Below are 11051 nucleotides of genomic sequence, written 5' to 3'. Positions count from 1 at the left end.
ATCGCATGTCCGACGAGAGCACGGAAAGCGCCGTCGACACCACCGAGGCCACCGACGCCGTGGAAGCCGAGGACGCGGCGGCGGAGCCGGAGGAGCGGCCGCGGTGGCACGAACGGCACGCGGGTGGGCTCGGCCGTGTGGTCGTCGTCTCCCTCGTGGCGTTGGTGCTGCTGGTCGCCGGCGGCGGTGTGCTCTGGTGGGTGCGGGCGGAGTACGACCACCGGCAACGCGACGCCGCCATCACGCTGGCCGCACGCGACGCGGTACTCACACTCCTGACTCTGAACCCGGAGGGCGTGCAGGGCTCGCTCAACCAGGTGCTCTTCGCCTCCACCGGCGATTGGCGGGAGCAGTTCGCGCAGAACGCCGACCAGTTCGTCGAGGCGGTCCGCGCAGGGCAGGTGCGGACGAAGGCGACGATCAGCGCCTCGGCCATCCAGAGTGCCGACGACGGCAGGGCCACCGTGCTCGTGGCGGCGAACGCGGTCATCGCCAACACCGACTCCCCGCAGGGCTACCCGGCGGTGTACCGGGTGCTGATGATCCTGGAGCACCACAACGACCGGTGGCTCGTCTCCGACCTGAAGTTCGTCGCGTGAGGGAGGCACCGAGGTGGCGCTGAACCCCGTGGCGATGCTAAGGCCGGTCGGCGGCTTCTTCGCGATGAGCCTGGACACCCTCCGCGCGATGTTCCGGCGGCCGTTCCAGGCACGGGAGTTCCTGGAACAGACGGTGTTCCTCGCCCGCGTCACGATCCTGCCGTGCGTGTTCCTCGCCGTACCGTTCCTCGGCGTGACGATCTTCTTCGTCAACCAGCTCCTCGCCCAGATCGGCGCCATCGACCTCTCCGGCGCTGGGACCGCACTGGCGGTGATCAGGGAGATCGGGTCGATGGCGAGCGTCCTCGTCCTCGCGGGCGCCGGCTCGACGGCGATCTGCGCCGACCTGGCGTCGCGCACGATCCGGGAGGAGATCGACGCGATGGAGGTGCTCGGCGTCGACCCGGTCCACCGCCTGGTGGTGCCGAGGGTGCTCGCGGCGACCGTCGTCGCGATCGGCCTCAACGCGGTGGTCTCCGTCGTGGGCATCAGCACCGGGTACGTGTTCTCGGTCGCGGTGCAGGGCGCGAGCCCCGGCCAGTTCGTCGCCAACCTCACGCTCCTGGTCGGGTTGCCCGACGTGCTCGTCGCGATCGTCAAGGTGATCGTCTTCGGCATGGCGGCCGGGCTGGTCGGCTGCTACCGGGGCCTGACCGTCAGCTCCGGGCCCAAGGGCGTCGGCGAGGCGGTCAACGAGACCGTGGTGCTCGTGGTGGTCATCCTCTTCGTGGTCAACACCCTCATCACCCTGATCTACATGCAGTTCCTCGGTGGAAGCGCGTTCTGAGGCAGGAGGTGTGGTGCGATGGCGTTGCCGACGGGACGAGCGCGAGCCGTGCTGGCCGGTGTCGTCGCCGTGCTCGCGGTGGGCGCCGCGGGCGGGGTGGGTGTGCTCGGTGTGTCCACATTGGACACCGTGCGGACGGAACAGGCGGCCCGGGACGCGGTCGCGGCGGTTCTCGACCTCACGCCGAAGCTGCTCGACTTCGACTACCGCACGATCGACGCGGACGTCGTCCGCGCGAAGTCGGTCACGACGGGGGAGTACTGGGCGCAGAACGCGCTGACGGAGACCCTCAAGCCCGCGGTCGTGGAGATGCAGGCGACCACGACGACCGTGGTGCGCGCGGCAGGTGTGGCCGACGCCCAGCCGGACCGGGTGGTGGTCCTCGTCTTCGTCAACCAGACCACCACCGGGAAGAACCTGTCCGCGCCCCGCGTCGACAGCCGCGTCGCGCGGGTCACGGCGGCACGCGTCGAGGACAGGTGGCTGCTCGCGGGGTTCGAACCACTCTGACCGACGAGGGAAGGAACCCTGATGGGAACTGGCGATCCGGCCGTCGACGAGGACGAGCACATGGCCGAAGCTGGGGAGTCCACGGCGGACGAGCCCACCGAGGAGGAGCCCACAGAGGACGTCGACGACGAGGACGAGCCCCCGCGTCCACCCAGACGCTGGCTCGGCACGGTGCTCGTCCTCGTCGTGATCCTGGTGGCCGCACTGGTCACGGGGGCGCTCCACCTGCGGTCGGTGCTCGACTACCGCGCCACCGACGATCGCCGGGACGCGATCATGTCCGTGGCCCGCGAGGTGGCCGAGCTGTCGTACTCGCTCGACTACCAGTCCTTTCCCCGGCAGGTCTCCAGGATCATCGCGGCGAGCACGGGCAACTACCGGAAGGGGCTGGTCGACGGTGCCAAGGGGCTGGGATACCTCCTGTCCGAGGGCAAGGTCCGGTCGACCTGCACCGTCACGGCGGCCGGCATCGAGCGCGACGACGAGAACACGGCCACCGTGCTGTTCGCCATCACGACACGGCTGACCAACACCGAGATCCGGCAACCGCAGACGCGGTACTACCGGGTGGCGATCGGTCTGGTGCGCCAGGGCGACCAGTGGCTCGTCCAGTCGAACGACGTGGTCGCGTGACACGCCTCCGGCTGCCCAGGCCGCGGATCGCCCTCCCGGTCTCGAGACGCGGGCGGGTGGTCGCCGCCCTGCTGCTGGCGGCCCTGACCGTCGCCGCGGCCGCGACCGCGGTCGTGCTGGTCCTCGCCGCACGGCGCGCGGAGGCGATCACCGACGCCCGCTTCGACGCCGTGGCCCAGGCCCGCCAACGGGTCGCGCGGATCCTGACCTACAGCGCCGACACGATCGACGACGACATCGAACGCGCCCGCGAGTACACGGCCGGGGCGTTCGCCGAGTACTACGTGCCGTTCGCGCGCCGGGCGATCGCGCCTGCCGTGCGCAAGGAGGGCACGTCGTCGGTGGCCGTCGTGAGCCGGGCCGCCGCGGTGAGCGCGACCCCCGACACGGTGGTCGTCGTCGTGTTCATCGACCAGCGGACCGCCGGCAAGACCGCGCCGCAGCCGCGCACGACGTCGAGCACCGCCCGCGTGACGATGACGAAGGTCGCCGGTCAGTGGCTGATCAGCGAGCTGACGCCGACGTCGGCAGGCGCCCCGTGACGTCGGCCCGTCCGGTCACCGGCGTTCGCGGTTCGCGTCCGCCACCGCGCGGACGGCCTTGAGGATGCCCTGGTAGCCGGTGCACCGGCACAGGGTGCCGGAGAGTCCGTCCCGGATCTCCTCGTCGGTGGGATCGGGGTTGTCCCGCAGGAACGCCGTCATCGAGACGACGAACCCGGGTGTGCAGAACCCGCACTGCAGTGCGTGGTTGTCCCGGAATGCCTGCTGCACCGGGGAAAGCTCTCCGTCGGGAGACGCCATCCCCTCGACGGTGGTGACCTCGCCGCCGTCGGCCTGGACGGCCAGCACGAGGCAGGAGCGCACGGCGTCACCGTCGACCAGCACGGTGCAGGCGCCGCAGACACCGTGCTCGCACCCGAGGTGGGTGCCGGTCAGCTGGCAGTGCGTGCGCAGGAAGTCGGCCAGAGTCAGCCGTGGTTCGACCCGTGCCCGCCGCACGACGCCGTTGACCGTCACCTCGACGTCGACACGGACTCCGACCTCAGGCATCGCTCGCCTCCTGGATGGCTCGGTGCCAGGCGCGGGCGACCACCGCCGCGCCGACGCGCTTGCGGTACTCGGCGGGCACGTTGTGGTCCGACGGCACGGAGTCCAGACCGGACACGGCGGCCTGGCCGACATCCTCGGCGGTGATCTCGGTGACGTGCCGCCCGGTCAGCTCGGCCTCCTCGGCCCGTGCCCGCAATGCGGTCGGGCCGAGGCCCAGCAACCCGATGGCGCACCGGCGCACCCGGTCGTCGCCGTCCAGCTCGACGGCCACGGTGGCGCCCGCGAAGGCGAAGTCCCGGTGGCGGCTGGCGAACTCCTCGACCGCGAACCCGGATCGCCCGCGCCACAAGGGAAAGGTGACGCCGGTGAGGATCTCGTCCTCGGCGAGGTCGGTGCTCCACACGCCGGTGAAGAACTCGGCGGCGGGAATGGTGCGCCGCCCACTCGGGGACGCCGCCTCGACCTCGGCGTCGAGGGTCAGTGCCACCGCGGGGTACTCGGCGGCCGCGTCCGCGTGGGCGAGCGAGCCACCGATGGTGCCGCGGTTGCGGACCTGGAAGTAGCCGATGAGGGGAGTGGCCCTGGCGAGCAGCGGCACGGCCTCGGCGATGTCGGCCGACCGCTCGATCGTGGCCTGGGTGGTCCCGGCCCCGATCCACACCGAGTCGGCTCGCCGGTCGATGCCACGCATCTCCTCGACGCGGTGCAGGTCGACGAGGTGCTCGACGAACGCGAGTCGCAGCGCGAGCAACGGCATCAGGCTCTGTCCGCCCGCGATGACCTTCGCGTCGTCCCCCAGCTCCGCCAGCAGCGACACGGCTTCCGTGAGGCCGGTCGGTGCGTGGTAGTCGAACGCCGCCGGTTTCACCGCGCCTCCTCGATGAGCGCGACGATGGTGGCCGGGGTGAGCGGCAGCCTGCCGATCTCGACGCCGAACGGTGCGAGCGCGTCGGCGACGGCGTTGACCACCGCCGGGGGAGCGCCGATCGCGCCGCCCTCGCCGACGCCCTTGTAGCCACCCGGCCCCGGTCCCGGCGACTCGACGTGCCCGTACTCGATGTCGGGCACCTCGGCGCTCGTGGGCAGCAGGTAGTCCATGAAGGTGGTGGACACAGGGTTGCCGTCCTCGTCGTAGGCGAGGTGCTCCAGCAGTGCGCCGCCGATGCCCTGCACGGTGCCCCCGGCGATCTGTCCCTCCACGACGTTGGGGTTGATCATGGGCCCGCAGTCCTCGCTGACGATGTGCCGCAGCAGCCGCACATGGCCGGTCACGACGTCCACCTCGCAGGTGCTGACGTGGGTGGCGTTGGTCCAGATCATCGGCGCCTGGGCGCGGTAGCGGGCGCTGGCCTCCAGCCCGGCGGGCACACCGGGCGGGAGGGCGTCGACCTGGAAGTAGGCGAGGGCCGCGATGTCCGCCAGCGAGATCCCGCTCTCGGGCACGCCACGAACGGTGGCACGGCTCGCCGCCAGCTCGATGTCGTCGACCGCCGCCTCCAGGCGGTGGGCGGCGATCGCGATGACGCGGTCCCGCAGCGTGGTGGCCGTCTCCGCGATCGCACCGGCGATCATCGAGCCCGACCGGCTGCCCCCGGTGCCCCCACCGAAGGGTGTGACGGCGGTGTCGCCCTGGATGGTGTTGACGTCGGCGATGTCGACGCCGAGTGCGTCCGCGGTGAGCTGCACCGTGGTCGTCTCCAGGCTGTTGCCGGTCGAGCCGCCGGAGACGTAGACGTTGACCGTGCCGGACGGCTCGATGCGGATCGTCGCGCCCTCGGTGGCGTGCGGTCCCAGGGCACTGGCCGTCGGCTCGACGTAGCTGCACGTCCCGACGCCCAGGTACCGGCCCTGGGCGCGGCCCTGTTCTTGTTCCTTCCGGAAGGCCGGGTAGTCGAGGATCTCCAGCGCGTGCTCGAAGGTCTCGAGCGGGGTCATGTCGCTGTAGGGCATCCCGTTGGGGTTGACGAACGGCATCTCGTCGTGGCGCAACAGGTTCCGCCTGCGCAGCTCCACGGGGTCCACGCCCAGCTGCCGGGCCGCCCGGTCGAGCAACACCTCGCGTGCCACCGACTCGAACTGCCACGGCCCCCGGTAGGCGGTGCGGCCGGTGGTGTTGGAGAACATCGACCGCACCGAGAACGTGGACTGGGGGATCCGATACGGGCCGGGGAACAGCATCCCGACGGCCGCGGCGGAGAACAGCGGCGATGGCGACGGGTAGGCGCCGGCGTCCTGGACGTAGTCGAGCGCCGCGGCCAGGATCCGCCCGTCGTCGTCGAAGGCCATCCTGGCGTGGCCGTGCTCGTGGCGCGCCTGCCCGGCGGACAACAGGTTCTCGCGGCGGTCCTCGATCCACTTCACCGCGGCGGGCAGCTTGCGTGCGGCCAGCAGGAGGCACATGTCCTCGCGCATCGGGATGACCTTCTGCCCGAAGCCGCCGCCGGTGTCCCGCATGATCACCCGCACCTTGTGCTCTGGCAGCCCGAGCAGGCGCGAGCAGAACAGGCGGACCTCGTGGGGCGCCTGGGTCGACGCCCAGATCGTCAGCTCGCCGTCGGCCGCCGACCACTCCGCGACGAGCCCCCGGGTCTCCATCGGCACCGGCACGTACGCCTGCTGGTGGATCGTCGCCGCCACCACGTGCGCCGCACCGTCGAACACCGGCGCCAGCTCCTCGGCAGGACGCCCGTCGAGTGCCCCGGCGACGTTGCCGGGGTGTTCGGGGTGCACCGACTCGGCCGACTCCCCGGCCGTCGCGTAGTCGACCACGGGCGGCAGGGCCTCGTAGTCGATCTCGACCAGGTCGGCCGCGTCCTCCGCGACGTACCGGTCCCGGGCGACCACCAGCGCCACCGGGTCCCCGGCGAAGCGCACCTCGCCGTCGGCGAGTGCCGGGCGCGGCGTGTCCGGCACGTCGCGGCCGAGCAGCGTGTACCACGACTCACGCACGTCGGGGTTGAGGTCCTCGGCGAAGAAGACGGCGTGGACCCCGTCGAGCGCGAGCGCCTCGCTCGCGTCGACCGCCGTGATGCGGGCACGGGCGACGGGGCTGCGGACGAAACAGGCATGCAGCATGCCGGGGCGCACGACATCGTCCACGAAGGTCCCGTGGCCGGTCAGCAACCGAGGATCCTCGACCCGGTGGACCCGCGCGCCCGCGTACCGGGCGGCGCCCGCCTTCAGGTCGGTCATCGGTTGCCTGGCAAGGGATGGACGAGTTCGTACCGTGCCATGGGAAGCGTGCCTCCGTCGACTCCGGGGCGTGCCGACAGGCGACCGAGAAGCACGCCACAGTGCTAAGCACTTGTTTAACATGCTTGTGGGACAAGGGCAAGGCACATCGTGCCGCGCAGGATGCGGTCCGGCCGTCGCGGCGCGCTTGTCCAGGAAGGCTCGAAGGCCTTCAGTTTGCGTCGGGATGCGAGCGGTCGCGCCGGATCAGCTCCCACGCAGGGTCCAGGTGGGCCGCCGGTCGCGACGCTCGTCGCCCAGCAGGATCCACCTCCGGGTCTCGCTCGATCCCAGCATTGCAATCATCTACATCTTTCAAAGATGACCCGCTCGTGTCGGCGCGAAGGTGCAAAGGCAGGACGCCGTCGACCTGGGCCTTGGCGCAGCGGCAGATGACCTGCGTGCCCGCTCGCGGCACCTGGTGGCCGTGCCGATCGCACGAGTTCGTTTGGCGGCTCGACGATCAGGGCTCGTCGTGACCGGGCACGACGACCCACAGGGCACGTGGTTCAGCGTGACGGTCCTGCATCGGCTTCGGACGTCACTCCTTGGGGACCAGGCGAAGGGAGATGGAGTTGATGCAGTACCGCTGGTCAGTCGGGGTCGGGTACCCCTCGCCTTCGAAGATGTGACCCAGGTGGGAGTGGCATGTGGCGCAGATCACCTCGGTGCGTGTCATGCCCAGGCTGTCGTCCTGGCGCAGAATGACTGCGTCGGAGGTTCGTGCGGCATAGAACGACGGCCAGCCACAGTGCGAGTCGAACTTGGTGTCGCTGCGGAAGAGTTCCGTGCCGCAGGCCCGGCACTCGTACACGCCCTCAGTCTTGGTGTCGGTGTACTCGCCGGTCCACGGGCGCTCGGTACCGGCCTGTCGCAGGACCGCGTACTCCTCCGGCGTCAGCTGCTGACGCCACTCCTCGTCTGACTTCACCACGGGCGGCGACTGGTCGGTTTCCATGCCGTCCAAAATACGCCTGGTCAGTTGGTGAACGTGTGCCACACGAAGACGAGCGCGTCCCACGCGGTGATGGTCACACCCAGCAGGATCAGGAGCACCAGGATGCCCGCCATCAGCTTGCGGTGACCACCCAGGCGGTTGGCCGAGTCGGCGAAGTCGCCCACGTCCGACAGGTAGCCCTCGACGGTATAACTCGCGCGCACGCGGTGCTGCCGTTCGAGGTGTGCCCGGAACGCCCGCGTCTCCGGGTCGTCGGGATCCAGGCCGATCAGCTCGTCCTCGAGACGCGGCGACTCGTTCGGGTCCTCGGGAAAAGACGAGGTGGTCGCCATGCTGACACCGTAACGCCTCTACCGGCCCTTGTCGCCGAGGCGGCGTTCCTCGCCTACCCCTTCCGTGTCGGCACGCAGGTGCACGAACGACGTGTAGCCCCACTCCTCCAGGCGTCCCAGCTGGGCGCCGAACTTGCCCGACCGCCGCACCGGCGACACGCTGCGGCCGGACTCACGCAGCGTGCGGGCCACCGCCAGTACCGTGGTCATCGGCGTGTCGGACTCGAACAGGACCGCTACCGCCTCGGTTCCGGGTGCCGTGGCCAGCAGGTCCACGATCCGTTCGAACCCGATCGAGAAGCCGCAGGCAGGCACGTCCGTGCCCAGGAAGCGGCCGACCAGCTTGTCGTACCGGCCGCCACCCGCGACCGAGCCGCCGGAGGCCGGGTGGGTGACCTCGAAGATCTGGCCGGTGTAGTAGCCCATGCCGCGCACCAGCGTCGGATCGAACTCCCAGTTCACGCCCGGCAGGCCCGCCGCGACGGTCGCCAGGTCGGTCAGCACGGCCTCCTCGACGCCCGGCAGCGTGTTGGCGAGCTGGTCGGGCAGCTTCGCCGGGTCGGTGCCCTGCAGGCCGGTGATCGTCTCGGCAATGGTGTCGATGACCTGCCGGTCCAGGCCGACACGCTCGGCCAGCTCCGCGCGCACGCCGTCCCAGCCGATCTTGTCCAGCTTGTCGAGGGTGATGAACAGGCGGTCCCAGCTCTCGGCTGCCGCCCCGCTGTGCGCCGCGAGGGCCGACAGGAACCGGCGGTCGGACACGCGCACGGTCGTGCCCTCGATCCCGGCCGCGGCCAGTGCGGCCGTGGTCGCCTCCAGCAGCTCGACCTCGGCCAGCGCGCTCTGCTCGCCGAGGATGTCGATGTCGCACTGGTAGAACTGCCGGTACCGGCCGCGTGCCGGCCGCTCCGCGCGCCACACCGGGCCGAACTGGAACGAGCGGAACGGCTGGGGGAGCGACGCGCGGTTGGCGCCGTAGAACCTGGTCAGCGGCACCGTCAGGTCGAAGCGCAGACCCAGGTCGACCAGGTCGGCCAGCGGCGTGTCGGCGGCCACGGTCGGCTCCAGGCCCCGGCGGAGGACCTCGTAGATCAGCTTCTGGTTCTCGCCGCCCTGACCGCCGCGCAGGCGCTCGATGTTCTCCAGGGCCGGCGTCTCGATGCGCTGGTAGCCGAAGCCGCGGTAGACCTCCGTGATCCGCGCCAGGACGTGGTCGCGGATGGCGACGGCCGGTGGCAGCAGGTCACGGGTTCCCCTCGCCGGGGTCAGGTCCGACTTCACCCGCACAACGCTACTGGGTGGGGTACAGCTGATTAGGCTGGCCCGGTGGCCGCGAACAGTGCGATGGAGTTCGACGTGGACGGCACGGCTGTGCGGGTGTCCAGTCCCGACAAGCCGTACTTCCCCGAGCTGGGGATCACCAAGTCCGACGTCGTGAGGTACTTCCTGTCGGTCGGCGACGGCATCCTCGGTGCGCTGCGCGACCGGCCGACCACGCTGGAGCGCTGGCCGGGCGGCGTGTTCGAGGGGGCGAAGCTGTCCACCCGCGCCGACAACCGGGGCGACGCGTTCTACCAGAAGCGCGCCCCCAAGGGCGCGCCGCCGTTCGTCGAGACCGTGCGGATCACCTTCCCCAGCGGCCGGCCGGCCGACGAGGTCTGCCCCACCTCGCTCGCCGTGGTTGCGTGGGCGGTCAACCTGGGCACGCTGACGTTCCACCCGTGGCCGGTCCGTCGTCCCGAGGTCGACCACCCCGACCAGCTGCGCATCGACCTCGACCCGCAGCCTGGCACCGACTTCTCCGACGCGGCCAGGGTCGCCCTCGTGCTGCGTGACCTGCTGGCCGAGCTGGGCATGGAGGGCTTCCCGAAGACGTCCGGTGGCCGCGGCCTGCACGTCTACGTCCCCATCGAGCCGTGCTGGACGTTCGTCGAGGCCAGGCGGGCGGTCATCGCGCTCGGCCGCGAGCTGGCGCGGCGGCGGCCCGACGAGGTGACGATGAGCTGGTGGAAGGAGGAGCGCGGCGAGCGGATCTTCGTCGACTTCAACCAGATGGCCCGCGACCGCACGATCGCCTGCGCCTACTCCGTCCGCCCGACCCCGCGTGCGCAGGTCTCGGCACCCCTGACCTGGGACGAGGTGCCGAACGTCAGCCCGGCCGACTTCACGGTCACGACCATGCCGGACCGCTTCGCCGAGGTCGGCGACCTCCACGCGGCCGTCGGGACGAAGGCGTTCTCCCTGGAGCCGCTACTGGAGCTGGTGGCGGAGGACGAGGCGAACGGCGAGGCCGACCTGCCCTACCCGCCCGAGTACCCGAAGATGGCGGGCGAGCCCAAGCGGGTACAGCCTTCCAAGGCCCGAAACCACTAACCCACCTTCTGCCACGGTTGGCAGCCTGCCGTCTCCACCAGCTCGTCGGTGTTGACGGTCATGGTGCCCGGGCCGTCGAGCACGCCGTTGTCGATGATGCCACCGTCGAGGTCGGTCCTGGTCCAGTAGCAGCCGCCCGCGTTGGTGCCGCTCGGCCCGGTCGTCTGGTACACGCCCGCCTCGACCTCCGGGCCGACGTGGTGGAGGCCGTCGAGCAGTGCCTTCGCAGGCTGGTCGGGTGGGGGCGGCACGGTGACCGTGACGCTGACCGTGCTGGTCTGGAACTGCGTGGCCGTGACGGTGACCCTGGTCGGGAGCTCCTCGGCGTTGCGCTCCGAGTTGGCCGCCGTGCCGACGATCGCCGCGACGGCGGTCACGATCACTCCGGACGCGGTCAGCACGACCCACGGCCACAACGGCCACTTGGGCTGTGACGTCGACATGTCCGGCTCCCAGTTACGGCGGTTGCGCATGCACTGGCAGCGTCATGATTGTCGAAACCGTTACGCCTTCGCGACATCCAATGCGGTGAACATGTGCTGGCTCTCATGTTTCTGGTGCCACAGGACCGTCGCG

Annotated in this window: 13 protein-coding genes; 6 read left to right on the top strand and 7 right to left on the bottom strand. The window is 70.7% G+C overall.

Translation table 11 applies throughout. The features are described from left to right. Positions 1 to 5 precede the first annotated feature (5 nt). The 5 genes from CLV71_RS10410 to CLV71_RS10390 are packed head-to-tail and all read left to right on the top strand — an operon-like array spanning position 6 to position 3071. Positions 6 to 599, top strand: a complete 594-nt coding sequence (locus tag CLV71_RS10410) for a hypothetical protein (RefSeq protein ID WP_133902426.1) — start codon at positions 6 to 8, stop codon at positions 597 to 599. A gap of 34 nt (positions 600 to 633) precedes the next feature. Beyond that, positions 634 to 1386, top strand: coding sequence for an MlaE family ABC transporter permease (locus CLV71_RS10405; RefSeq protein WP_133902576.1), 753 nt, complete (start codon positions 634 to 636; stop codon positions 1384 to 1386). A gap of 18 nt (positions 1387 to 1404) precedes the next feature. Beyond that, positions 1405 to 1896 carry a hypothetical protein gene (locus CLV71_RS10400; protein WP_133902425.1) on the top strand — a complete coding sequence of 164 codons (492 nt, stop codon included), beginning with the start codon at positions 1405 to 1407 and terminating at the stop codon, positions 1894 to 1896. A 21-nt stretch (positions 1897 to 1917) separates the two neighbouring features. Further along, positions 1918 to 2529, top strand: a complete 612-nt coding sequence (locus CLV71_RS10395) for a hypothetical protein (RefSeq protein ID WP_133902424.1) — start codon at positions 1918 to 1920, stop codon at positions 2527 to 2529. Next, positions 2526 to 3071, top strand: a complete 546-nt coding sequence (locus tag CLV71_RS10390) for a twin-arginine translocation pathway signal (RefSeq protein WP_133902423.1) — start codon at positions 2526 to 2528, stop codon at positions 3069 to 3071. Before CLV71_RS10395 ends, CLV71_RS10390 begins: the two co-directional genes overlap by 4 nt. A gap of 15 nt (positions 3072 to 3086) precedes the next feature. Here CLV71_RS10390 and CLV71_RS10385 read toward each other — a convergent pair whose 3' ends face one another. From CLV71_RS10385 to hisS, 6 genes are all read right to left on the bottom strand, one after another. Further along, positions 3087 to 3581, bottom strand: a complete 495-nt coding sequence (locus CLV71_RS10385; RefSeq protein ID WP_133902422.1) for a (2Fe-2S)-binding protein — start codon at positions 3579 to 3581, stop codon at positions 3087 to 3089. After that, positions 3574 to 4449, bottom strand: a complete 876-nt coding sequence (locus CLV71_RS10380) for an FAD binding domain-containing protein (protein WP_133902421.1) — start codon at positions 4447 to 4449, stop codon at positions 3574 to 3576. The genes CLV71_RS10385 and CLV71_RS10380 overlap by 8 nt, the downstream gene beginning before the upstream one ends. After that, entirely contained in the window at positions 4446 to 6773 is a 2328-nt protein-coding gene (locus CLV71_RS10375) for a xanthine dehydrogenase family protein molybdopterin-binding subunit (RefSeq protein ID WP_133902420.1), read from the bottom strand. The genes CLV71_RS10380 and CLV71_RS10375 overlap by 4 nt, the downstream gene beginning before the upstream one ends. A 580-nt stretch (positions 6774 to 7353) precedes the next feature. Beyond that, complete coding sequence (gene msrB / locus CLV71_RS10370) at positions 7354 to 7770, bottom strand: peptide-methionine (R)-S-oxide reductase MsrB (RefSeq protein ID WP_133902419.1); 417 nt, start codon at positions 7768 to 7770, stop codon at positions 7354 to 7356. Positions 7771 to 7790: 20 nt separating this feature from the next. Next, positions 7791 to 8102: a hypothetical protein gene (locus CLV71_RS10365; protein WP_133902418.1), complete on the bottom strand. Its 312-nt coding sequence runs from the start codon at positions 8100 to 8102 to the stop codon at positions 7791 to 7793. An 18-nt stretch (positions 8103 to 8120) separates the two neighbouring features. Then, a complete protein-coding gene (hisS, locus tag CLV71_RS10360; RefSeq protein ID WP_133902417.1) occupies positions 8121 to 9383 on the bottom strand; it encodes a histidine--tRNA ligase in 1263 nt (420 codons plus the stop codon). A gap of 63 nt (positions 9384 to 9446) precedes the next feature. Between hisS and ligD the strand changes: the two genes are divergently transcribed. Next, on the top strand, positions 9447 to 10475 hold the full coding sequence (gene ligD, locus CLV71_RS10355) for a non-homologous end-joining DNA ligase (protein WP_133902575.1): 1029 nt from the start codon (positions 9447 to 9449) through the stop codon (positions 10473 to 10475). On the opposite strand, the gene CLV71_RS10350 is transcribed toward ligD, so the two are convergent. Next, complete coding sequence (locus CLV71_RS10350; protein WP_133902416.1) at positions 10472 to 10948, bottom strand: Rv1352/Rv1906c domain-containing protein; 477 nt, start codon at positions 10946 to 10948, stop codon at positions 10472 to 10474. The genes ligD and CLV71_RS10350 overlap by 4 nt on opposite strands. Between the last annotated feature and the right edge of the window lie 103 nt (positions 10949 to 11051).

Origin of the sequence: Actinophytocola oryzae (genome assembly GCF_004364325.1) — a bacterium.
Lineage (GTDB): Bacteria > Actinomycetota > Actinomycetes > Mycobacteriales > Pseudonocardiaceae > Actinophytocola > Actinophytocola oryzae.
Note: the sequence above shows the minus strand (reverse complement) of the source record. Positions and strands in the feature narration are given on the sequence as shown.

Bases quoted from the DNA above. Each gene is read 5' to 3' on its own strand.
- CLV71_RS10385 (WP_133902422.1), bottom strand. From the start codon at position 3,581: ATGCCTGAGGTCGGAGTCCGTGTCGACGTCGAGGTGACGGTCAACGGC.
- ligD (WP_133902575.1), top strand. From the start codon at position 9,447: ATGGAGTTCGACGTGGACGGCACGGCTGTGCGGGTGTCCAGTCCCGAC.
- CLV71_RS10405 (WP_133902576.1), top strand. From the start codon at position 634: ATGCTAAGGCCGGTCGGCGGCTTCTTCGCGATGAGCCTGGACACCCTC.
- CLV71_RS10400 (WP_133902425.1), top strand. From the start codon at position 1,405: ATGGCGTTGCCGACGGGACGAGCGCGAGCCGTGCTGGCCGGTGTCGTC.
- CLV71_RS10395 (WP_133902424.1), top strand. From the start codon at position 1,918: ATGGGAACTGGCGATCCGGCCGTCGACGAGGACGAGCACATGGCCGAA.
- CLV71_RS10350 (WP_133902416.1), bottom strand. From the start codon at position 10,948: ATGCGCAACCGCCGTAACTGGGAGCCGGACATGTCGACGTCACAGCCC.
- msrB (WP_133902419.1), bottom strand. From the start codon at position 7,770: ATGGAAACCGACCAGTCGCCGCCCGTGGTGAAGTCAGACGAGGAGTGG.
- CLV71_RS10365 (WP_133902418.1), bottom strand. From the start codon at position 8,102: ATGGCGACCACCTCGTCTTTTCCCGAGGACCCGAACGAGTCGCCGCGT.
- CLV71_RS10410 (WP_133902426.1), top strand. From the start codon at position 6: ATGTCCGACGAGAGCACGGAAAGCGCCGTCGACACCACCGAGGCCACC.
- CLV71_RS10375 (WP_133902420.1), bottom strand. From the start codon at position 6,773: ATGACCGACCTGAAGGCGGGCGCCGCCCGGTACGCGGGCGCGCGGGTC.